We start from the raw sequence: 23,081 nt of genomic DNA, 5'->3' as shown, positions 1-23,081 counted from the left end.
TCAATGACCGGCGCGTGTCGCGAATCCCTCCTCAATGGGTCCAACCTCGCGCCACTGCAAGGGTGAGCGGGTGGAAGCACGGCGAGCGGCGTATCAGCGGGATATTGAACGAATGCTCATTTTGCTTGCATTTGCGCGGCACAACGTCCAAAACATTGCCATGGGCAAGACGCCCACGGCGACGTCATGCCGAACATCTTGAGCTTGAATGACACCGGAGGATACCTGCATGACCCCAGTACTCTATGAATTGCGAGGCCGTGATGACCGTCTGCGTTTCTCGCCGTTCTGCTGGCGCGCGCGGCTGGCCCTGGCCCACAAGGGCATCGAGGCGGAACTCGTTCCCATGCTGTTCACCGACAAGAGCCCGATCGACTTCTGCGATTCCACCACGGTGCCGGTACTCAAGGATGATTTCGGCGTGTCGATGGACAGCTACGACATCTTCCAGCACCTGGACGAGCATTATCCGGATGCAGGCCATGGCCCGCTGATCGGCGATGCACTGGCAAGGGCGCGCCTGAATTTCGTCAAGGTCTATGCCGAGCAGGTCATGGCCGTCGGTTTCTTCCGCCTGGTGGCGCTGGATCTGGTGCAGGCCATTCACCCGGATGACCGCGAATACTTCCAGAGCGCCCGAGAAGCCCGCTTCGGCATGTCGTTCGAGGAGTTCCACGATGTCGAGATCGCCCGTGGCATTCTCGACAGCGCCTTCAAGCCGTTGCGTGGCCTGTTGGGCAATCAGCCCTTCATGGATGGCGAGTCACCGGCGGCGGCGGATTACCTGATCTTCGGCTTCTTCATCTGGGCCCACATCGTCTCCGACACCTCGCCCTTCGGCGAGACGGAAGACCCCGCTGATCCGCTGGTGCAGTGGCGCGAGCGCATGATGGATCTCCATGACGGCATGGCACGCAAGTCGCCGCGTGCCAGCGAGATCCCGCAGTAATCCCTCGATCGCGTCAGCGATGCGCTTCCTGATGGCTCGAACGCTTCCAGGCGTTCGGGCCATGTCGTCTTGCCCTCGAAAAGGTGCTCACGATGATTGACCTGTATTACTGGACCACGCCCAACGGCCACAAGATCACGATCTTTCTGGAAGAGGCCGGCCTCGAGTACCGACTCATTCCGGTGAACATCAGCAAGGGCGAGCAGTTCGCGCCAGCGTTTCTGGCCATCTCGCCCAACAATCGCATGCCGGCGATCGTCGATCATGCGCCGGCCGATGGTGGCGAGCCGATTTCCGTGTTCGAATCCGGCGCGATTCTGGAATATCTGGCCGACAAGACCGGCCAGTTCCTGCCGCGCGAGACGCGCCCACGCAATGATGTGCTGCAGTGGCTGCATTGGCAGATGGGCGGCCTGGGGCCGATGCTCGGTCAGGTGCACCACTTCACGCACTACGCGCCAGAACCGGTGGAGTACGCCATCGAGCGCTATCACAAGGAAGGCGAGCGCCTCTACGGCGTTCTGGAGCGCCAGCTTGCGGGGCGTGACTTCGTGGCGGGGGACGAGTTGAGCATCGCCGACATGGCCATCTGGCCGTGGCTGAAGGCCGAGAAGCAGGAGATCGATCTGGCCCGCTTCCCGGCGGTGGCTGCCTACCGCACTCGCATGGCCGAGCGTGATGGCGTCAGGCGGGCGATGGCGCGCATCGACGACATCAATCCGGCGGCCAATGTGGCGATGGATGAAGAGGCGCGTCGCCACCTGTTTGGCCAGGGCCGCTGAGTCGCGCTGGTACGTGAGGCCTGCGGGGCTAGGGCTGCCCCCAGTCCTTGGGCACATGGCGCCGGATACGATCCAGCAGCGCGCCCAGCTTGCGCGGCGGGTGCCCGAAGGGATAGTGCAGGCTGACCGGAATCGAGGGCCCTTGCCACTCGGGCAGGCAGGCCTCGAACTGGCCGGGATGTGCCACGGAGCGGGTGCGCACGTGGTGGTCCGGCAGCAGGCCGATACCGGCGCCATGCGCGATGTGGTCGGCATGTACCACGACATTGTCGACCGTGAAGCGCGAGGGCGGCAGGCTCACTCGGTACTCGCCCTGTTCCGGATGGTGGAGCACCAGATCGGGATGATGGCGGTCGATCAGGTTGACCCAGTCGTGGGAGGCAAGCTCGCCGGGATGCTGCGGATGGCCATGCTGACGCAGATAGTCCGGGTGGGCATACAGATGCTGACGCTGGTGGCCCAGCACCTCGTCACGCAGGCCGCTGTCACGGGTCGGACCTTCCCACAGCCACAGCATGACCTGATCATCCTCACGTGTCGGAGGCTGCAGGTTTGAAGTCAGCGTCAGGCGAATGCCCGGATACTCCTCGATGAACTCGGTGAGCAGACGATTGAACCAGCCGCGCAGGAAATGCGGGTGGACGCTGATGCTGAGATCACCGCTCACCTCCTCGCGCAGCTCGTCCAGTGCCATCTGCGAGCGCTCGCCCAGCGACAGCATCTGCTGGCAATACTGATGGAACAGCGTGCCGGCCTCGGTGGGAATCAGGCGGTTGGCCTGGCGATGCAGCAGCGGCTGACCAAGCTGATACTCGAGATGACTGATCCGACGGCTGAGCGTGGACTTGGAGATACCGAGGTGTTCGGCGCCGGCGCCCAGGTTGCCATGGCGCATGATGGCATCGAAGGCACTGAGGCCCTGAAATTCGTCAAGTACGGGAGGCATGGATTGGTGGCACCTGAGACTGTCTGCCACTCGGGCAGCCGATGGCATGAAAGAGAGCGTGGAGGCAGAGCGCGCCGCGGATCTGGCGCAAGGGCCAGTGGCGAGTTGCCGATTTGGCCAGCATTGTAGCCGATTTGGCGGGGGGAGTGGCATGCATGAAAGTGATTCGCGTTCTCTGCTGGCGGGCGCGTTCAGATAATGGGGCTCACGATTCCAGCTCGTTGACGCCCATCCGCGCCCGAGCGGGATGCATGTGGCGGGTGGGCGCGGCATCATGGCATGCAGCAGCGGCACGCGCTGTCACTGCGTTTCACTCTTCCAAGGCCCTTTCGCGGCCTGACAAAGGACCTCGTGATGTCACTCGCCACGCGCTTGCGCGCTCACTTTCGCTCATGCCAGGAATCCGCCTGCCTGAGACGCACCTCTCTGACGGCCCGCTCAACACTGCTGATGACGCTGGTGGCGCTGCTGGCGGCACCGGTGCAGGCCGACGAACCCACCCGGATTCGCGTCATGGCCGCCGCCTCGCTGCATGATGCGATGGATGCCATCGAGGCCCGCTACGAGCGCCTCGCCAACGTGGATATCCTGCCGGTCTACGCCTCGTCCTCGACCCTGGCGCGTCAGCTGGCCAATGGTGCTCCAGCCCAGCTGTATCTGTCGGCCAACGAGCGCTGGATGGACTGGCTCGAGCAGCAGCCCGGCGTGGTGGTGACAGGGCGTCATGATCTGCTGGGCAATCGTCTGGCGCTGGTAGCCGCCGGGGCAAGTTCTCTGGATGCCGGCGTCAGCAATGCCCGGGACGTGACGGACGTGGCCAAGCGACTGGCCGCGACGGGCGACGCCTCCCGGCTGGCGGTGGGGGACCCGGATCACGTGCCGGCGGGCATCTATGCACGTCAATCGCTGGAATCGCTGGGTCAGTGGCAGGCACTGCGCTCGCATCTGGCCAGTGCCGAGGATGTGCGTGCGGCGCTGGCGCTGGTCGAGCACGGTGAAGCCCCACTGGGCATCGTCTACTCGACGGATGCCTCCGTCAGTCATCGCGTCCATCAGATCGGCCTGCTGCCCGAGAGCAGCCACGATCCCATCCACTATCCTGCCGCCTTGATCACGCGGGGCGGGGATGCGCCCGACGAGGCAGCGGAAACCTTTGCCCACTGGCTGTCCAGCAATGAGGCAGGGGCCATCTTCCATCGCTTCGGGTTCACCACCCTTGGGACCCAGACCGCACCCGCCACCGCTGACAGCCAGTGAGAGCGCCCCGGCTGGGCTGGCGCGCTGGCCGGCATGTCCCGGAGGCACGCGGGCCGCTACACTGGAGGTTTTCCGTGGCATCATTGCGGCAATGACGTGGCTGGCAGAGCGAATCATCGAGCGGGCCATGGCGATGCCATGGGCGCGAGTCGTCTCGTGATCGCGCTGCCCTGCGCCACCTGATCTTGTTCGAGGAGAGTGCATGCTGAGCGCACTGGAATGGGAAGCCCTGAGCCTGAGTCTCAAGGTCGCCTGCGTGGCCGTCGGCTTCAGTCTGATTCCCGGCTTCGCCGCGGCCTGGTGGCTGGCGCGACGCGAGTTTCGTGGCAAGGCGCTGGTGGATGGGCTGTTGCATCTGCCGCTGGTGCTGCCACCGGTGGTGGTCGGCTATCTGCTGCTGGTCACCTTCGGACGCAACGGCGTCATCGGTCAGTGGCTGGCGAAGATCGATATCGTGCTGCCCTTCACCTGGCAGGGCGCCGCCGTCGCGGCAGCGGTCATGGCCTTCCCGCTGATGGTGCGTGCCATGCGCCTGTCGCTGGAGGCCATTGACCCGGGGCTGGAGGCCGCTGCTCGTACCCTGGGGGCCAACCCGCTGCGGGTGCTGTTCACGGTGACGATGCCGCTGGCGCTGCCCGGTATTCTGACCGGCGGCATGCTGGCCTTCGCGCGCGCGCTGTCGGAATTCGGCGCCACCATCACCTTTGCGGCCAACATTCCCGGCGAGACCCGTACCTTGCCCCTGGCGCTCTATACCCTGATCCAGACGCCGGGCGAGGAGGGCGCGGCCGCGCGTCTGTGTCTGATCGCGGTGGTGATCGCGATGCTCTCGCTGTTGTCTTCCGAATGGCTGGCGCGCAGGGCCCGACTCCGGATGGAGGGGCGTGATGCTTGATTTCCACCTTTGCCGCACGCTGGGCGCCTTCCATCTCGATGCCGAACTCAAGGTGCCGGCACGCGGGGTCACGGCGCTGTTCGGACGTTCCGGCAGCGGCAAGACCAGCATCCTGCGCATGATCGCAGGGCTCGACCGCCCGGATCATGGTCATCTGCGTCTCACGGGCGAGTGTCTGATCGGCGGCGAGCATGATCACTGGGTGCCTGCCCATCGGCGCAATCTGGGCGTGGTCTTCCAGGAGCCTCGTCTGTTTCCGCACTACAGCGTGCGCGGCAATCTCTGCTACGGCATGCCGCTGGCGCTGACGCGTGCTCAACGCCAGCGCAACCGTGACCACCTGCACGAGATCGTCGCGCTGCTGGGCATCGAGGACCTGCTGACGCGCATGCCGGGTCAGCTGTCGGGTGGCGAGGCGCGGCGTGTCGCCATCGGACGCGCCCTGCTGTCACGCCCACGCATGTTGTTGCTGGATGAGCCGTTGACCGGCCTTGATGGCGCCCGCAAGCAGGAACTCCTGCACTACATCAGCCGTCTGGCTCGCGAGATCGAGATTCCGATCCTGTTCGTCAGTCACGATACCCGGGAGCTGTTCGCCGTCGCGGACCGCCTCGCGCTGGTCGACAACGGGCGCATCACCGCCAGCGGCGAGATCGGCGACATGTTGTCTCGTCTTGATCTGGCCCCGCAGACCGGGCGTTTCGAAGCCGGCTCACTGCTCAGTGCCGAGGTGCTCTCGCACGATGAGGCGCATCAGCTGACCCGTCTGGGGCTCGGGGCGGGATTGAGTCTCAAGCTGGCGCGCCTGGCGATGCCGGTCGGGCGTCGGGTACGCCTGCGACTGCGTGCCCGTGATGTCAGCATCGCGCTGGAAACCCCGCTGAATACCAGCCTGCGCAATACGCTGCCCGCCGTGATTCACGAGATCGAGAGCGAGCGCGGCCACGCCAGTGCGGAACTGGTGCTGGGCATCGCCGGCCAGCGGCTCAGAGCGCGCGTGGACCGGCTGGCCTGCGAGGAGCTGGGGCTCAAGGTCGGCCTCGGCGTCAAGGCATTGATCTCGAGCGTCGCGCTCTCCGGCCCGGACGTGATCAGTCTCGATGTCGGAGACGAGGTCGCGCAGCAGGATGAGGCGGCCGGCACCAGCGAGACGACGTCTCCCTGAGTCTCCCGCGATCCCGCTCCCCTGAGCCCCCTCGGGCCTGGCATTCTGGTAATGTGCCTCGCTCGGTATCCATCGACAAGGAAGACCCTGATGCAGCTGACCCACCTGTGGCGCTACCCCTTGAAGTCAGGCGCCGCCGAGGCACTTGAGAGCACGACTGTCGGCGAGGAAGGCCTGACGCAGGACCGCCGTTTCGTGGTGGTCGCGGCACGCGGCAAGTTCGTCACCGCACGCACGCATCCGCAGATGCAGCGTCTGGCACTGCGCGAGCAGTCGCCGGGCCACTGGCGGCTGTGGCAGCTGGACCGCCCGGCCTGCGGTGAGGTGAGCTTCGCGACCCGTGATGAGGCCGAGCGTCTCGACATCCAGGTGTGGGCAGACCAGTTCAGCGCCCTGAGCGTCAGTGACGAGGCGGATGCCTGGTTGAGCGAGCAGCTCGGCATGCCGGTGCGGCTGTGCTGGCTGGGCGAGCGCTCCGAGCGCTATCGCGAAATCATCCGACAGCGCGTGAGTGCCGCGGACGGCTTCCCGCTGCTGCTGGCCAACGAGGCCTCGCTGGAAGCGCTCAATCGCGAGACGCCGACGGCGGATCACGGCATGAACCAGTTCCGGCCGAATCTCGTGATCAGCGGTGCCGAGGCCTGGGCCGAGGATGGTTGGCAGGAGGTGATGATCGGCGAGGTACGTTTCCGCCTGGTGTCATCCTGCACGCGCTGCGCGATGGTCAATGTCGACCCGGCCACCGGCGAGAAGCGTGGTGACAGGGAGCCGCTGACGACACTGGCGCGGGTGCGTCGTTTCGAGGATGGCCAGGTGCACTTCGGCTACAACCTGGTGGCGGTGGACCCGACGCGCCACCAGCCGCTGCGGGTCGGTGATCCTGTCGAGGTCACGGCCTTCAAGTGACGCCTCGCGGCTGAACGCAGACGCCCGCCACCTTCGATGGCGGGCGTCTGCGTTCAGGGGGCGGTTGGCAAGGCTCAGTCCGGCGGCCCGAACAGGGCAGGCTGACCATGTGCCTCACGCCAGACATCCAGCGCTGCACGGTGCAGCTGACTGTGTCGCCACGCCAGCGCCTCGATATCACGGTCATAGCCGCCGCCGATCACGCAGGCCACGGCCGCGCCTGCCGCGCGACAGCGCTGGATGACATGCCGCTCGCGCCGGTAGAGGCCGCGGTCGCTCAGTTCGAGATGGCCGAGCCTGTCGGCGGCGTGCGGGTCGACCCCGGCATCGAAGATCACGAGTTCCGGCTGCACCCGCGTCAGCACCGCCTCCAGCGTGCGCTCCAGCACCGCCAGATAGTCCTCATCGCCCATGCCTTTCGGCAGGGGTACGTCCAGATCACTCTTCTGCTTGCGGGCCGGAAAGTTGCTCTCGGCATGCAGCGAGAGCGTGAAGACCCGTGGCTCGTCGGCGAAGATCAACGCGGTGCCATCGCCCTGATGGACGTCGAGATCGACGATCAGCACCCGCGTCACGCCATCTTCCAGTGCCTGATGCGCCGCCACGCCGATGTCGTTGAGCAGACAATATCCGCTGGCCGCCTCGGGATGGGCGTGATGGGTACCCCCGGCGGTATTGCAGGCCAGGCCGCGCGTGAGGGCTTCGCGCACGGTGGTCAGCGTGCCGCCCACCGCCAGCACGCTGCGCTCGCGCAGGGCCTCGCTCCACACGAAACCGCTGCGACGCTGGGCCTGATGACTCAAGGTGCCACTGAGAAATTCATGCACGTAGCGGCGGGTGTGCACGCTGAGCAGGTCTTCCTCCTCGGCGGGCTGGGGCATCACCCACTCGACGGCCCAGGCGCAGTCGGCCAACTGGCGGTCCAGCAGCCGTTTGAGCACGCTGAACTTGTCCATCGGGAACGGATGCTTCTCGGGCAGCGCGATGCGATAGCCGGGGTGATGGATCAGCGCCAGTGGCGGGCAGGCAGCCTCAGCGACGTGGGACAAAGTGCACCTCCCGGCCCTCGGTGGTCAGCTGACGAATGGCGATGGGGCGGCCCTTTGCATCGAGATCCACCAGTCCGATACCGCAGGCATTCAGCAGGCGTTCGCCGTGACTTGCGGCATCGTGACGACGTGGCGTGATGCGCATGTTGCGACGCCGTGTCAGCAGGTTGAGCGGTGAGCGTGGGGCGTACAGCCAGCGATTGAGGCGATCCAGCACGTCAAGCAATCCCACCGGGAAGCGGTTGCGGATGCCGCTGCTGGTGATCTGCCAGATGTGCGGGCTGGAGCGGCGGTGCCTGAGGCGCACATCGTAGGCGAAGGAGTAGTGCACATCGCCGGACAGAATCACGAAATGCTGCGGCGTGCGCGAATGGCGGAAGATGTTGAGCATCACGCTGGCGGCGCCCTGGTGGGCCATCCAGTTCTCGGCGTCCACCATCAGCGGCTTGCCGGCGAAGGTGAACAGCTTCTGGATCGTCTCGATCAGCTTGACCCCGAACACGGGAGCCGGAGACACCAGTACCACCGCGCGCTGCTCCACCAGACGTTGCTGGAGTTCACATAGCGCCTCCCAGTCCATCAGACCCGAAGGGTGCGACAGCTTGCGCTCACTGCGCCAGCGGCGAGTGCGGGTGTCCGCCACGATCAGGGCCGGCGTGGTCTCGAGCTGATAGTCCCAGCGCTCGCAGCGCTCGAGCCGGGCGATCAACGCCTCCTGACGCTCGACGTCGAAATGGCCCTCCGGCGCGGTCTCGGTGTCGGCATGCGCATCGGTGAACAGCTCGCTGGCCTGCTCCAGCAGCTCACCGAGCGCCCGAGGTGCGTTGCCCGCGCCCTGACACAGCAGGTAGCCGGTCAGCGCATTGCCGATGATGCGCCGCGAGAAGGGATTGCCGTAGGCGGCTTTTTCCCAGGCGGCACTCAGATTCCAGTCATCGGTGACGTCGTGGTCATCGAAGATCATCAGGCTGGAGACGTTGGCCAGCAGGCGGCGCACCTGACCGAGCCCGGCGCGGAAACGTGCCAGATGGCGTGCCTCGCGGGCATGGCGCTCGCGGGTGGCCTCGTCGTGGCCTTCGAGCGCTGACGGGTCTTCCAGTTCGACCCCGAGGGCCGCCCACGGCACGTCGGACCACACCAGCAGGTACATCGCGACGACTTCCGACAGGCCGATCAGGTGATTGTCAGCCCCGGTGGAGGTGAAGATGGGCTTGCGCTTGGCGCCGAAGAAACTGGCGGCCAGTCCCTCATTGGCTGGCATGTCCGGCAGCAGCTGCGGGCGATGATAGAGGTGCGACGGGTGCTGGCGCAGTTCGCGGCTGTCGGAGACCTCGGCGCCCAGCAAGGTCTCTTCCGGCAGTCCCAGGCGCTCGATCACCTGATCGATGGCCCCCAGCATGGGGCCGGCGACGTCATCGGCGTAGATCTGATCGCCCGTGAACAGCATCACTTCCGGCCATTCCAGCGGTGTGGTGCGCCGCTCTCTCAGCCAGTGATCCAGTGCGACCAGACCATCGCCGGCCGGGCCTTCAGGAGCACTGTCACTGGCGTTGGCACAGACGCGTTCGGCCTCCTTGTCACTCAGGCCGTGATGCGGCTTGCGGCAGCTGCCATGCGCGATGCGGGTCAGCTTCGCCGGCAGACGGAAACGTGGCAGAGGCTCGCCGGGGTAGCAGATCTCTGGGCCCCACTCGGCGATGCCATGCCAGTCGCCGTCCTGCGGCGCGGCGCTACTGTCAGCGGTGTCCTCGCGCTCGCTCAGTGCCAGCTCGTAGGCGATGGCGCAATCGGCGGGCAGGGGAGACTCGGCATGGGCCTCCAGCAACATCAGCCAGGCATGGGTGCCCAGAGGGATGGCCAGATGCTCCGTCAGTCGGGCAGGTGGTGTGTCTGGGAGCCCCGCGAGCGGTGGGCGGCTCTCGTCTTCCGGCAGTAGCCACACGCGGGCCTGTTGAGGGCGCGAGGTCACCAGCCACAGTACGATGCTGTCTGGCGTGACGCGCCTGAGCATCGGACCCGCGAGAACGCGTGGCAGGAGAAGGGAAGACTCGGGGGACGCTGGGCAATCAGTCATGAACGAAACGGACTCGACGGGTGAAAATGGGCAGCGCTGCAGATCGCGGCCGGCAGCATGGTGTGGGTCCCCGGTCAGGCGACACGACGCGACGCCGAGCGTTCAGAGCGGGGCCGGATGCAGGCCTTCAAAGGCAGCCGAGTCGTCAGGCACGCCTTGTCGCAGGCTCGCAAAGCACAGGGTGGCTGACGTAGAGTTGTGGCTCTCTGCGGACGTGGCGTTGGCAGGATAGCATGGGACAGCAGGATGAAAGAGTGCATGGCAGGCCGCTTCAAGGCCATCTGGACAGAGGCAGAAAGCACTCTGGTGGCGCCTGACAAGACCGGGAAGACAGCCGTGGCGATTCGCGCATGGCGTGGGGCGCGGCGGGTCTCCTTGCTGTGCCTTGCTCTGTTGGCGGCAGGCCTTGCCCCGTCTGCCTTGGCGGCGCACGCGTCAGTGCCCCCTGCAAGGGAGTCTCACCCGCTCAAGGCCAACGAATGCCTGCCGGCGCCCAAGGGCAAGGTCGTGCTGACCATCAGCGGCGTGGTGACGTGTGGCAATGCCGGCAGTGAGGCGTCGCCATTGGCTCGCTTTGACATGCCGATGCTGGAGGCGCTGCCCTCGCGCGTGAATGCCACCCACACGCCATGGACCCAGGGAGTCGTCCGCTTCAGCGGGCCCTTGCTGCGCGAGCTGATCCAGCGGGTGGGGCAGGATGTCTCGACGGTGAGCGTGAAGGCCATCAATGACTTTTCCGCCGATATCCCGATGTCGGATATCGCGCGATACGAGGTGTTGCTGGCGACGCGCCGCGATGGCGAGCCGATGCCGGTACGGGATTTCGGTCCCTTGTTCATCCTCTATCCCTTCGATGCCCATCCGGAACTGATGACGGAAGAGATTCGCTTCCGTAGCGTCTGGCAGGTCAACGGGCTGGTGCTGCGATGACCAAGGCTGCGATGACGGATGTCGTCAAGTCGCCTCCGGGCGCCGTCGTCCCGGGCATCCTCGTCCCGGGGACCCCCTTCCTCAGGTACCCTCTGGCTCGCGCTTGAATCGGATCTTCTCGTCTCCCTCGTCCACGCCCGGCAACCCACATGATGGTGAGCCGTCTTCCCCTCGTCGGTGGCGGGCTCCCCTGCATCACGGGATGAGGTGCCGGGCGGCGAGGCAGACTCGCACGCCATGCATGCTCTGGCCCAGGCGCCACGGACACGCTGGCCGCTGTGGGTCGGTATGGCCATCATCATCGCCTTGCTGCTGGCGGCCGTGGGAGTGGGCGGTGTCATCCTCCACAACCAGGTAAAGCTCGAGAATCGCACTCGCGATGATGCCGTCTGGACGGTCTATCAGCTGGACCGCGAGGCCATCACCCTCACCAATTCCCTCGCGCGCTATGCTCAGGCGCAGGGCGTGAAGCGTGGTGCGGCCTGGCAGGAGGTGCTGGAGGATTTCGAGCTGCTCTACAGCCGGACCTTCATCTTCCGGCGCGGCGACTTCCGTCATCATCTGATGAGCCTGGCCTCGGTGCCCATGCTGGCCGATGAGGTGATGAGCCAGATCGACTACCTCGACATCCGATTGGGCGTATGGCGGGAAGAGGGGGAGTGGCGGAAGGAGGCAAAGTGGCGTGAGGGCAGAGAGTTGCCGGACGCCGCCTCTGTCGCGAGGCTGCAGACGCTGAGCGACGAGATCAGTGACGTCACCCAGACGTTGCTGCTGCGGGTGAGAGCCCAGCTTGCCGAGGAGTCCACCCAGGAACGCCAGCAGCGCGATCGACTCGTGCATTGGATGCTGTTGCTGCTCGGGCTGATGGTACTGACGACCCTGCTGGTCAGTCGCCAGGTCTGGCTGCAGGCGCGTGCGCGGGAGCAGGCCCGCCAGCAGCTGCTGAGCCTGTCCACGGCCCTCAAGCATGAAGCCGAACGCGCCGAGCAGGCCAGCCGTGCCAAGTCCGAATTCCTCGCCACCATGAGTCATGAGATTCGCACGCCGCTCAACGGTGTCATCGGCATGAGCGAGCTGCTGCTGGCCGAGCCGCTGGACAACAGCGCGCACCGGTATGCCACCAGCCTGCGTGACAGCGGGGAGGTGTTGATGGGGCTGGTGGATGACGTGCTGGACTTCTCGAAGATCGAGGCCGGCAAGTTGACCGTCGAGCGGCGACCCTTCGATCTCCAGCAGGCCGTCGATGGCGTCATCGATCTGTTGCTGCCGCAACTGGACAGTACCCGTGTGGCCTTCGTTGATCACCGCTCGGCCCAGCTGCCACGCTGGGTCATGGGAGACTCCGTTCGCCTGCGTCAGGTGCTGCTCAACCTGTTGTCGAACGCCTTCAAGTTCACCCGGCACGGCAGGATCACCCTGATGGTGCATCCGCTGCCGGCGGGGCGAGTCCGTTTCGAGGTCAATGACACCGGTATCGGCATCAGCGAGATGCAGGCCAAGCGCCTGTTCGAGCCCTTCACCCAGGGGGATGCCTCGATCGCGCGGCGCTTTGGCGGCACCGGACTGGGACTGGCCATCGCGCGCCGCCTGGTGGAGCTGATGGGGGGGCGTCTGGGCATGAACTCCCGCGAGGGCGAAGGCGCCTGTTTCTGGTGCGAGTTGCCGTTGCCGCTCGCCCCCATGAGCCAGCCGAAGACCGACTCCCACGCGCCTCTGCCGCTCAGCCGTGGAGAGAAGGTGCTGGTGGTGGATGACAACCACATCAATCGTGAAGTGGCGCGCGCCATGCTGTGCAGTCTCGGCTATGCGGTGACGGTGGTCGAGAGCGGTCAGGCGGCGCTGGACTGGTGTACGGAAAACGACGATATCGTGCTGGTGTTGCTGGATCTGCGCATGCCGCGGATGGATGGCTTCGCCGTGGCGCGAGGCTTGAGGGCTCTGGAGCGGCGCGACGGACGCACCGCCAGCTTGATCGTGGCGATGACCGCCAATGTGGAGGCCGGTGAACGGGCGCGCTGTCTCGCGGCCGGCATGAATGACTTCCTCTCCAAGCCGATGCGCCGTCACCAGGTCGCCACCATGCTGGCGCGCTGGCAGCTGCGGGACGGAGGCCTGGCTGGCTGGCATCAGAATGAGGCGGAACCGGACTGGGGGGGCGAGCCGGGGCCCCGCCTTCGCGGCGACGCCGGGGGTGAGGCTCAGCGTGATGCTCAAGGGAAAGCATCGCCGGCAGCATGCGCCGAGACGCCAGGCCGCCCAGGGCCGGCACCGCAAGCCCGTCATCTGGCGAGCCCATCCCCCTCCAGCTTGCGCGATGAGCTGGACATCGCCAGCATCGCCGAGCTCGAGAAGGCCTTCGATGCTCAGCTGACGGAGCAGCATCAACGTCTGACGCGTGCGCTGGCGCAAGGGGATCTGGCGCAGCTCACCCATGAGGCGCATCTGCTCAAGGGCAGTGCCGCAGCGCTGGAGCATGACCTGCTGAGCGATGCCGCGGAGCTGCTTGAACAGCACCTCGCCCGGCAGGCACCCCAGGGACGTATCGAGGCCGCCGTGGATGCGCTGCTGGCGGAAATACGTGAGCATCGTGCCACGGCAGGCGGGCAGGATAGCTGAACCGGTCGCGGGGTCGGGCCCGACGGCGCATGAGGCGTCTAGCGGCGACGCAACTCGCGTTCCACCAGGGTCAGGCCCGGCGTGATATCGCTCTGGATGGCGGCGAGCGCCAGGGTGAGGGTGGTATCCGCGATGCGCTGGTGGCACTGGGGCAGCGAATGGATCGGCAGCGGCAGGAAGTCGAGCAGGCGATCATCGCCGAAGCTGGCCATCGCCCTGGGGGCGTTGACAGGCGGGCCCTTCGAGAACAGCACGTCCAGCACGCCATCCATCAAGGTGTAGGAGGCGGTCACGATCGCCTCCGGCATGGGCGAGTGCGCGAGGTATCCGCGCAGTGCCTCGGCACCGGCGGCGCGCTCATAGCGGGCGGCGTGCAGTGTCGTCGCCTCAAGCGGCGTCTGGCTCTGATGGGTCTCGAGCGCCGAGCGCATGCCCTGGGCACGTTCCCGCGATATCTCGAGTTCCGGCAAGGCATCCAGCCACAGCAGGTCTCGTGGTGAATGCTCAAGCACCGCACGGGTCAGCTGGCTGGCGGCATCGGCATTGTTGCTGACCACGCTGGCGAAGTGGCGCGTGTCCAGTGCGCGGTCCACCCCGATCACCGGGAAGCCATCCAGCGTCAGTTCGCGGTAGAAGGGATCATCCGGTGCCAGACAGCTGGCGGTGATCAAGGCATCGACCCTGCGAGCCTTGAGCATGCGGGCCAGTTCGCGCTCCGTGTCGGGGATGTCGTCGGAGCAGACGATGAACAGCTGATAGTCGCGCTCGCGGGCACCGCGTTCCAGCAGCTTGGCGAGGCGTGCGTAACTGGCGTTCTCCAGATCGGGCAGCATGAACCCCAGTGTCCGGCTTTCCCCACGGCGCAGGGCGGCTGCCTGGGCATCGATCCGGTAGTGATGGCGTTGCACCACCGCCATCACGCGCTCGACCGTCTGTGGGCTGATACGTCGTGCCTGTGCCTGCCCATTGACCACATAACTGGCGGTGGTACGTGAAACGCCTGCAAGACGCGCGATTTCTGCCAGGGTCATGCCACTGTCCTTGCTGGAAGAGGGAGAACGGGACCTGCGAGCTCCATGTGCGAGGAATGATGCTCACTTGTGGCCTGAGGTGCAAATCCTCACTGATGACGGTATCCCTCGACCGACCCCTCGCAACCCCGCACCACAGGCGGCTCTACGCCCAATGTCTAGTCAGGAAAACCGCTCATCTGCATGGCATTCACTTGATCACGCGCAAGAAAACGGCCAGCATGAATCCATTGAGGTGACACGATTCAGCAGTATTCGTCATCACGCCACGCCGCCGCTACCCTTGTGGTACTCGCCCCATGAAGTGCCGGTGCGTCAGATGTCACGCCCGCGCCGCACGTCACACATCCAGGCCTCTTGCCAGAGAGGGGCCTCAAGGAGCCCGCCATGCTCAGCCTTGCTCATGAGGATGTCCTCCTCGCCGCCCACGCCAATGACTGGCGTGACGCCCTGAATCAGGCCGCTGATGCCCTGGTTGCCGGTGGGCGCGCCACGCCGGCCTATCGTGAAGGTCTGCTGGCTCGCGAAGCGCAGTCTTCCACCTACCTGGGGCAGGGCATCGCGATCCCCCACGGGACACCCGACAGTCGTGAGGCCGTGCTGGCCACCGGCGTGCGTGTCCTGCAATTCCCGCAGGGGGTGGAGTGGCACGATGGCAACCGTGTCTTTCTGGTGGTGACCATCGCGGCGCAGTCCGATGAGCACCTCGATATCCTGCGTTCCCTGACGCGCGTGCTGGACCGCGAAGGCGTCAGTGAGCGCCTGGCATCCGCGACGACCGCGGAGCAGATTCTCGCCGAGCTTGGCCGCGAGGTGATTCCGCCACGTCTGGATGCCGATACCGTGCTGTGTGGCTTCCCGGCACGCGACCGCGATGAGCTGGTGCTGGCAGGCGCGGCGCGATTGCGTCAGGCCGGTTGCGTCGGGGACGGCTTTCTCACCGCGATGCTCCAGACCGAGCCGAACGCTCTGGGCCAGGGCATCTGGCTGGTGCAGTCCCGACAGGACGTGAGCCAGCCGGCGCTGTCCGTGGTCACGCCCGAGAAGGCGCTGGATACCCGTCACGGGCGCATCAACGCCGTGGCCTGTCTGGCACTGGACGCTGATGGCGGGCAGCACCGCGTGTTGCTGGAGCGTCTGCTGACGCTGCTGGAAGATGGCGCAGGCGAGCGCCTGCCGGGGCTGTCCACCTCTGCTCTGCTGGCGCGGCTGCTGGGGGAGTCCTCCACGGCACAGCTGGCGAGCGTGACGCTGCTCAATGCACATGGCCTGCATGCCCGTCCCGCCAAGCAGCTGGTGCAGGCCGCGCGGGACGCCGGCGAGAGTTTCGGCATCATTCCCTCGCTGCGCCTCGAGCAGGGGGAAGGCGGTATCGTCAGTGCCGCCAGCCTCACCAAGGTGCTGGGGCTGGGAGCACGTCGTGGCCAGACGCTGGTCTTCAGTGCCAACGGCGAGGATGCCCGGGCCAATCAGGCCGCGCTGAATGCCATGGTCGCGGCGGTCAAGGCAGGACTTGGCGAGTCCGTGGAGCCGCTGATGGATCAGCGTCCCGAGGCCAGTGCGCCGGATGCCCAGCCGGCTTCCGACAAGGTGGCAGCCCCCGAGGCCGACAGTGTCGTGCCGGCGGTGGCGGCCTCGCCGGGCATGGCCATCGCGCCCTGCTGGGTGATGTATCAGCCGCGCTTTCTCTATGAGGCGCGCAGCGATGCGGGCGCCGAGCACGAGGCCCAGCGGCTGGCGAGCGGCATCCAGACGGCGCGTGAGCAGCTGCAGGAGCTGGTCAATCGGGCCGAAGGCGCCGAGATGGCCGAGATTCTCTCCATGCACGAAGAGATGCTCGGCGACCCGGAGCTGTTTGCCGCGGCGCGCGAGAGTCTCGAGGAAGGCCACAGCGCCGAGGCTGCCTGGTGGTCCGCCATCGACAGCGCCGCGCGAGCCCAGGAAAACCTCGCGGACCGTCTGCTGGCCGAGCGCGCCGCTGACCTGCGCGACGTCGGGCGCCGTGTGCTTGGCGTGCTCACCGACACGCCGCTGCCCAGCGCCCCCGAGACGCCGCATGTGCTGGTGACCGAGGATATCGGCCCGTCGGATGTGGCGCGTCTGGATACCTCCCGGGTGCGTGGACTGGTCACGGCCCTGGGCGGGGCCACCTCGCACAGCGCGATTCTGGCGCGTTCACTGGGCATTCCGGCGGTGGTCGGGGCTGGCCCGAGCGTGCTGGCGATCGCCGATGGCAGCGAGTTGATCGTCGATGGTGAGCGCGGGCGTGTCAGCGTGATGCCTTCCGCCAGTCGCCGCGCCCGGGCCGAAGAGGCGATCGCCGGCCATGAACAGCGTCAGGCCGCGGCCTGGGAAACCCGCATGGCGCCAGCCATCACCCGGGATGGCCATCAGGTCGAGGTGGTGGCCAACCTGGGCAATACCGCGCATGCCGGCGACGCCGTCGAGCGCGGTGCCGAAGGGGTCGGCCTGCTGCGAACCGAATTCGTGTTCATGGCCCATCCGCAGGCACCGGATCTCGCCACCCAGACCGCCCAGTACGGTGAGGCACTCGATGCGCTGGATGGCCGCCCGCTGGTGGCACGCACCCTGGATGTCGGCGGTGACAAGCCGCTGCCGTACTGGCCGCTGCCGCGAGAGGACAATCCCTTCCTCGGGCTGCGTGGCATCCGTCTGGCGCTGACGCGTCCGGAAGTGCTCGAGACTCAGGTCAGGGCACTGCTGATGGCGGCGGGCTCCCGCCCGATCCGCCTGATGTTCCCGATGGTCAAGGACCTTGCCGAACTGCGCGCTGCACGTGCCATCGTCGAGCGCGTACGCAGCGAGCTGGACGCCGCCCATGAAGCCGAGCACGGCCAGCCGCTGGTGCGTGACGTGCAGGTCGGCGTGATGATCGAGATTCCCTCTGCGGCGCTGACGGCCGCCAGCATCGCCCCCGAAGTCGATTTCTTCTCGGTGGGCACCAACGATCTTACCCAATACACCCTGGCCATCGACCGCGGCCATGCCACGCTCTCCGCACAGGCCGATGGGCTGCATCCGGCAGTGCTGCGTCTGATCGAGATGACGGTGGCGGCCGCGCATGCCCATGGTGCCTGGGTCGGCGTCTGCGGTGAGCTGGCCAGTGATGATCAGGCCGTGGGTGTGCTGGTCGGCCTGGGGGTGGATGAACTGTCCGTCTCCAGTCGCCAGATTCCGCTGGTCAAGGCGCGGGTGCGTGAGCTGGATCTGACCATGGCGCGCGAACAGGCACGCGTCGCCTTGGCGCAGCCGACGTCGGAAGACGTGCGCAGTGCGCTGGACAGTCTGATCGAACAGAACGCCCAACCCCATCCCCGGCAGGAGGAGCAGGTGTGATGACAGCTTCCCATCACTCGCCATCACACCCGGCTGCTGACTGTCCCGTGCTGTGCGTGACGCTCAATCCTGCGCTGGATCTGAGCATCGGGCTGGACAGTCTGACGCTGGGAACGGTCAACCGTGCACGCAGTCATCATCTGGAAGCCGCGGGCAAGGGCATCAACGTGGCGCGCGTGCTGGCGACGCTGGGCCACCCGGTGACCTTGAGCGGCTTTCTGGGGGCCGACAATCAGGCCGATTTCACCGTGGCCTTTGCCGACTGGGGGCTGGTGGACGCCTTCGAGCGCGTGGCCGGTGCGACGCGCATCAACGTCAAGCTTGGCGAGGCCAGTGGCCGGGTCACCGACGTGAACGGTACCGGCATGCGGGTGGACGAGGACGCCCTGACGCGCCTGGAAGCGCGCATCGATGACTGGATCGACCGCCAGCAGGCCGAGGGCGATCTGCCACGTTGTGCGGTGGTGATCGCCGGCAGTCTGCCGCCGGGGATCAGCCATGCCCAGCTGGCAGCACTGGTGAGTCGCGTGCGCGAACGCCATGTCGCCTGCTGGCTCGATACCAGCGGCGCCGCGCTGGAAGCGGGGCTGGCGGTGCCGCCCACGGCGGTGAAGCCCAATGAACAGGAGCTGGCGCTGTGGGCCGGGGAGCCGCTGGACAGTGATGCGGCCCGCGAGCGTGCGCTCAGGCGTCTGATCGATCACGGCATCGAGCAGGCGCTGATCTCCGCCGGGCCGGAAGGCGTGCTGTGGGCCAGCCCCGGCGCCGCCATGCTGCGCGCTCGGCCGCCGCGCATGCAGGTCGTCAGTACCGTCTGCGCCGGCGATACCCTGCTGGCCGCCATGCTGCATGGCGTGCTCTGTCAGCCCGATGCCTCACCCGAAGACCGCAAGCGGATTCTGCGCCATGCCACCGCACTCTCCGCCGAGGCCGTGACCCATCCCGGTCCCGGCAATCCGCTTGCCACCACACTCAAGACCCTCCAACAACACACCAGCATCGAGACATTGGCGTCTGCCGATGTCGAGACAGCCGGAGAGCCACGCCAATGAACGTCATCATCGTCACCGCCTGCCCCAGTGGCATGGCGACTACCTTCCTGGCGGCGCGCCGCCTGGAGCAGGCCGCGCGTCGTCGTGGCTGGAATCCGATCATCGACATGCGCTCGCGCATCGAACCCGAGATCACCCTCAGCGAGGCGCAGCTGGCCGAGGCGGAGCTGGTGCTGATCGCCGCATCGCCGCTGGCCAGCGTGGCGCTGGACGACTTTCTCGGCAAGCGGGTGCATCTGGCCCCCATCGAGGATGCGCTGCCGGACCCGCAGGCCTTTCTGGAGCTGGCCGACTCGCGTGCCCGGGTGCTGGAGCGCAAGGACATCGCGGCCCTCACGGAATCGGCCGCACCCGCGTCTGCTGCCGGTGAGACACCCGTCACGTCGTCCCGGGGGCCGTCCATCGTGGCGGTCACCGCCTGTCCCACCGGTGTGGCGCATACCTTCATGGCCGCCGAGGCACTGAGCGAGGCCGGGCGGACGCTGGGCTATCCGACCCGTGTCGAGACCCAGGGCTCGGTCGGTGCCCAGGATGCGCTGACCGAACAGGAGATCGCCGAGGCCGAGGTGGTGATTCTGGCCTGTGACATCGAGGTCGACCCGACCCGCTTCGCCGGCAAGCGCGTCTGGCGCACCTCCACCGGCACCGCGCTCAAGAAGCCGCGCGACACCATCGAGCAGGCGCTGGCAGGTGCCGAGGTGGAATCCGCCACGGCCTCTGGCGGTCAGGGTGGCCAGCAGAAGGGCGAGAAGCGCGGTCCCTACAAGCACCTGCTGACCGGGGTATCCTTCATGTTGCCGATGGTGGTGGCAGGCGGCCTGATGATCGCGCTGTCCTTCGTGTTCGGCATCAAGGCCTTCGAGGAGGAGGGCACGCTGGCGGCGGCGCTGATGCAGATCGGTGGTGGCTCGGCCTTCAAGCTGATGATTCCGGTACTGGCGGGCTACATCGCCTACTCGATCGCGGACCGTCCGGGGATCACGCCGGGCATGATCGGAGGCTGGCTGGCCGCGACACTGGACGCCGGGTTCCTGGGTGGCATCATCGCCGGCTTCCTCGCGGGGTACACGGCCTCGGGGCTCAGCCGCTACGTGAAGCTGCCGCAGTCCATCGAGTCGCTCAAGCCGATCCTGATCATCCCGCTGGTGGCGAGCATGGTCACCGGGCTGGTGATGATCTACGTGGTCGGCACGCCGGTGGCGGGGCTGATGACGGCGCTGACCGAGTTCCTCGAGTCCATGGGCTCGGCCAACGCGGTCCTGCTGGGCATTCTGCTCGGCGCGATGATGTGCTTTGACCTGGGTGGGCCGGTCAACAAGGCCGCCTATGCCTTCGGGGTCGGCCTGCTGGCCAGCGAGACCTACGCGCCGATGGCCGCGATCATGGCCGCGGGCATGGTGCCGGCGCTGGGCATGGGACTGGCAAGCTTCATCGCACGTTCCAAGTTCGCCGAACCGGAGCGTGAGGCCGGCAAGGCCAGCTTCATTCTCGGGCTGTGCTTCATCTCCGAGGGCGCGATTCCCTTTGCCGCCAAGGACCCGCTGCGCGTGATTCCCACCTGCATGGTCGGTGGCGCCGTGACCGGTGCCCTGTCGATGCTGGTAGGTGCCAAGCTGCTGGCGCCGCACGGTGGTCTGTTCGTGCTGTTGATCCCCAATGCCATCAACGTCCCGCTGATGTATCTGGGCGCCATCGTCGCCGGCACCCTGGTGACCGCGATCAGCTATGCGATGATCAAGAAGGGCGCACAGCAGGTCGAGACCGTCGCCGCGACCTGAGATGTCCGGTGCCTCGGGCACCCGTGACGTGATGGCGCAGACATAAAAAAGCCCCCGCCGGGAGACCGGCGGGGGCTTTTGTGTTGCAGGCCGAGCGTAGGCTCGGCACCGGGTGACGACTCAGTCGATGTCGGTCTGCTTGCCGATCACGCCTGGCATCACCGGGGCTTCATTGACCGTATCGTTGCGCACGAAGGCCAGATGCTGCTGATAGGCGGTGACCACTTCATCGAGCACCTGAGCACGCGACAGGCCGTTGAGCTCCTGACCGCTGCCACCCTCGGAGAGGTGGACGGCCAGACGCAGGTAGTAGTCATCGTTGGCATCGATGAAGCTCGGCGTCTGGTGACGCACCGAACGCACCTGGTAGACGAAGTTGGAGGCATCCTCGAACTCGACTTCCAGTGTCACGCGCGGCAGCGGCTCGCCCTCTGCCGTCTCTTCACTGACGGAGGAGACCTGGCCGCGACGGTTGAGCTCTTCGGCCAGCTGGTTGAGCGCCGGACGAATGGAGCGCTTCAGCGTTGCCTCGGCACTGCCGCTCTTGGCGAAGTCGAGCACGTGATCCAGACGCTCGTGCCAGTCGACCCCTTCATAGACGCAGCTGTTGTCCTGACGCACGTTCTCCTTGCGGTCCTCGATCATCAGCGCCTTGTACATGCCGATCATCATGAAGATCAGCACGATGGAGAAGGGCACGGCGGTGATCACCACGGCGCTCTGCAGCGCGCTCAGCCCCCCGACCATCAGCAGAGCCAGCGTCAGCAGGCCGATGATGGCGGACCAGAAGATGCGCAGCCAGATCGGTGCATCGTGGTTGACGTCCTTGAGGATGGACGTGAAGTTGGCCAGTACCAGGGCGCCGGAGTCGGCGGAGGTCACGAAGAACACGATCCCCAGAATCGCCACCACGGCGGTGGTGATGGTGGAGTACGGCAGCTGCTCCAGGAAGGTATAGATGGTGTTCTGTGGTGCGTTCAGGGCTTCGGTGGCCAGTGCGCTGACGCCCTGGTTGGCGACCATGTCGATGGCCGAGTTACCGAAGACGCTCATCCATACCATCATGAAGCTCAGCGGGATCAGCAGCGCACCGAACACGAACTGACGGATGGTGCGGCCACGTGAGATGCGCGCGAGGAACAGGCCCACGAACGGGGTCCAGGCGATCCACCAGCCCCAGAAGAACAGGGTCCAGCCGCTCATCCATTCATCGGTACCCGGCGTGTAGGCATAGGTATCGAAGCTCTTGGCGGTGAACTGGGTCAGGTAGTCACCGATGTTGAGCACCAGCGCGTTGAGCAGCTGGGAGGTGTCGCTGACGGCCAGCACGAAGATCAGCAGGGCGGTGGCCAGCAGCATGTTGAATTCGGACAGCAGGCGGATGCCCTTCTCGACACCGGTGATGACGGAAATCGTCGCCAGAATCATCACGCCGATGATCAGTGCCGCTTGCACGGCGAGGTTCTCGGGCACGCCCAGCATGAACTTGAGACCGTAGTTCAGCTGGATGACGCCGATGCCCAGTGAGGTGGCGATCCCGAACACGGTGGAGATGATGGCGAAGATATCCACGGCGTTGCCGATCGGGCCATTGATGCGGTTGCCCAGCAGCGGATAGAAGGCCGAGCGGATGGCCAGCGGCAGGCGGTGGCGATAGCTGAAGTACGCAAGCGACATGCCGGCGAGCACATAGATGCCCCAGCCGGAGAGCCCCCAGTGGAAGAAGGTTTCCACCATGGCGTTGCGGATCGCCGCCTGGGTCTCGGGGTCCCCCGTGACCGGTGCCACATAGTGGGACAGCGGCTCGGCGATGCAGTAGAACAGGATGTCGATGCCGATACCGGCGGCGAACAGCATCGCGGCCCAGGACATCAGCGAGAATTCAGGACGCGAGTCGTCCGGTCCCAGGCGGATGCGCCCGAAGCGTGAGCAGGCGATCAGCACACCGAAGACCAGATAGGCCACGATGGCCAGCATGTAGAACCAGCCGAAGGTATCGATGGTCCAGCTCAGGGCATTGCCGATCCACTGGTCAGCCAGTTCGGTGAACAGCATCGCGAAGGCGAGGAACGCCACGATACCGATGATCGATCCGTAGAAGACCGTCGGATTGATGCGACTCGAGGTCGGCGCAGCGCTCTCGGAGGAAGCGGGTTTCTGCATGAGGAACTCCTGTCATGGGGAAGTTTCACTCGTGCGTAGTGCTTTGCTGACAGCCTGCGGCTGTGGGGGCAACGGCAGGGTGTCAGCAAAGACGGACACGAACGGCACGGGCCTCGCTCAGCACCCGTCAT

The 23,081-nt window shown here is 66.1% G+C and carries 16 protein-coding genes; 11 read left to right on the top strand and 5 right to left on the bottom strand.

The annotated features are described in order from the left end of the window. Window positions 1-229 precede the first annotated feature (229 nt). A complete protein-coding gene (locus AC26AR_RS13680) occupies window positions 230-949 on the top strand; it encodes a glutathione S-transferase N-terminal domain-containing protein (RefSeq protein WP_077378486.1) in 720 nt (239 codons plus the stop codon). 92 nt (window positions 950-1,041) lie between these two features. Further along, the gene (locus AC26AR_RS13675) at window positions 1,042-1,731 is read left to right on the top strand and encodes a glutathione S-transferase C-terminal domain-containing protein (protein ID WP_084207923.1); all 690 of its coding nucleotides are present in this window, start codon (window positions 1,042-1,044) and stop codon (window positions 1,729-1,731) included. Window positions 1,732-1,759: 28 nt separating this feature from the next. Here the strand turns inward: AC26AR_RS13675 and AC26AR_RS13670 are convergent, their stop codons facing one another. Continuing rightward, entirely contained in the window at window positions 1,760-2,677 is a 918-nt protein-coding gene (locus tag AC26AR_RS13670; protein WP_077378346.1) for a LysR family transcriptional regulator, read from the bottom strand. A gap of 354 nt (window positions 2,678-3,031) precedes the next feature. Here AC26AR_RS13670 and modA point away from each other — a divergent pair, with 354 nt between their 5' ends. From modA to AC26AR_RS13650, 4 genes are all read left to right on the top strand, one after another. Further along, entirely contained in the window at window positions 3,032-3,934 is a 903-nt protein-coding gene (gene modA / locus AC26AR_RS13665; RefSeq protein ID WP_341542629.1) for a molybdate ABC transporter substrate-binding protein, read from the top strand. Window positions 3,935-4,136: 202 nt separating this feature from the next. Then, window positions 4,137-4,829, top strand: a complete 693-nt coding sequence (modB, locus tag AC26AR_RS13660) for a molybdate ABC transporter permease subunit (RefSeq protein WP_077378349.1) — start codon at window positions 4,137-4,139, stop codon at window positions 4,827-4,829. Next, complete coding sequence (gene modC, locus AC26AR_RS13655) at window positions 4,822-5,994, top strand: molybdenum ABC transporter ATP-binding protein (protein ID WP_141392302.1); 1,173 nt, start codon at window positions 4,822-4,824, stop codon at window positions 5,992-5,994. Before modB ends, modC begins: the two co-directional genes overlap by 8 nt. A gap of 90 nt (window positions 5,995-6,084) precedes the next feature. Further along, on the top strand, window positions 6,085-6,900 hold the full coding sequence (locus AC26AR_RS13650) for an MOSC domain-containing protein (protein WP_258038322.1): 816 nt from the start codon (window positions 6,085-6,087) through the stop codon (window positions 6,898-6,900). A gap of 74 nt (window positions 6,901-6,974) precedes the next feature. Here AC26AR_RS13650 and AC26AR_RS13645 read toward each other — a convergent pair whose 3' ends face one another. Both AC26AR_RS13645 and AC26AR_RS13640 read right to left on the bottom strand, forming a co-directional pair. Continuing rightward, window positions 6,975-7,949: a histone deacetylase family protein gene (locus AC26AR_RS13645; RefSeq protein ID WP_488107210.1), complete on the bottom strand. Its 975-nt coding sequence runs from the start codon at window positions 7,947-7,949 to the stop codon at window positions 6,975-6,977. After that, window positions 7,933-9,960 (bottom strand): metallophosphoesterase family protein, encoded by a 2,028-nt coding sequence (locus AC26AR_RS13640; RefSeq protein ID WP_488107209.1) that lies wholly within the window; start codon window positions 9,958-9,960, stop codon window positions 7,933-7,935. The genes AC26AR_RS13645 and AC26AR_RS13640 overlap by 17 nt, the downstream gene beginning before the upstream one ends. 321 nt (window positions 9,961-10,281) lie before the next feature. Here AC26AR_RS13640 and AC26AR_RS13635 point away from each other — a divergent pair, with 321 nt between their 5' ends. Further along, window positions 10,282-10,953, top strand: coding sequence for a putative pterin-binding protein (locus AC26AR_RS13635; RefSeq protein WP_488107208.1), 672 nt, complete (start codon window positions 10,282-10,284; stop codon window positions 10,951-10,953). A gap of 237 nt (window positions 10,954-11,190) precedes the next feature. Beyond that, entirely contained in the window at window positions 11,191-13,569 is a 2,379-nt protein-coding gene (locus AC26AR_RS13630; protein WP_488107207.1) for an ATP-binding protein, read from the top strand. 38 nt (window positions 13,570-13,607) lie between these two features. On the opposite strand, the gene cra is transcribed toward AC26AR_RS13630, so the two are convergent. Continuing rightward, complete coding sequence (gene cra, locus AC26AR_RS13625) at window positions 13,608-14,600, bottom strand: catabolite repressor/activator (RefSeq protein WP_077378370.1); 993 nt, start codon at window positions 14,598-14,600, stop codon at window positions 13,608-13,610. A 387-nt stretch (window positions 14,601-14,987) separates the two neighbouring features. Here cra and ptsP point away from each other — a divergent pair, with 387 nt between their 5' ends. Genes ptsP through AC26AR_RS13610 form a run of 3 tightly spaced genes read left to right on the top strand, consistent with a single transcriptional unit; the run spans window position 14,988 to window position 20,787 of the window. Beyond that, entirely contained in the window at window positions 14,988-17,957 is a 2,970-nt protein-coding gene (ptsP, locus tag AC26AR_RS13620; RefSeq protein WP_488107206.1) for a phosphoenolpyruvate--protein phosphotransferase, read from the top strand. Continuing rightward, window positions 17,957-19,009, top strand: a complete 1,053-nt coding sequence (locus tag AC26AR_RS13615) for a 1-phosphofructokinase family hexose kinase (RefSeq protein WP_488107205.1) — start codon at window positions 17,957-17,959, stop codon at window positions 19,007-19,009. The genes ptsP and AC26AR_RS13615 overlap by 1 nt, the downstream gene beginning before the upstream one ends. Next, window positions 19,006-20,787, top strand: coding sequence for a PTS fructose-like transporter subunit IIB (locus tag AC26AR_RS13610; protein WP_488107204.1), 1,782 nt, complete (start codon window positions 19,006-19,008; stop codon window positions 20,785-20,787). Before AC26AR_RS13615 ends, AC26AR_RS13610 begins: the two co-directional genes overlap by 4 nt. Window positions 20,788-20,907: 120 nt before the next feature. Here AC26AR_RS13610 and betT read toward each other — a convergent pair whose 3' ends face one another. Continuing rightward, window positions 20,908-22,950: a choline BCCT transporter BetT gene (gene betT / locus AC26AR_RS13605; protein WP_077378383.1), complete on the bottom strand. Its 2,043-nt coding sequence runs from the start codon at window positions 22,948-22,950 to the stop codon at window positions 20,908-20,910. Window positions 22,951-23,081 lie beyond the last annotated feature (131 nt).

This window comes from Cobetia sp. PS-4MA, from assembly GCF_057670765.1.
Note: the sequence above shows the minus strand (reverse complement) of the source record. Positions and strands in the feature narration are given on the sequence as shown.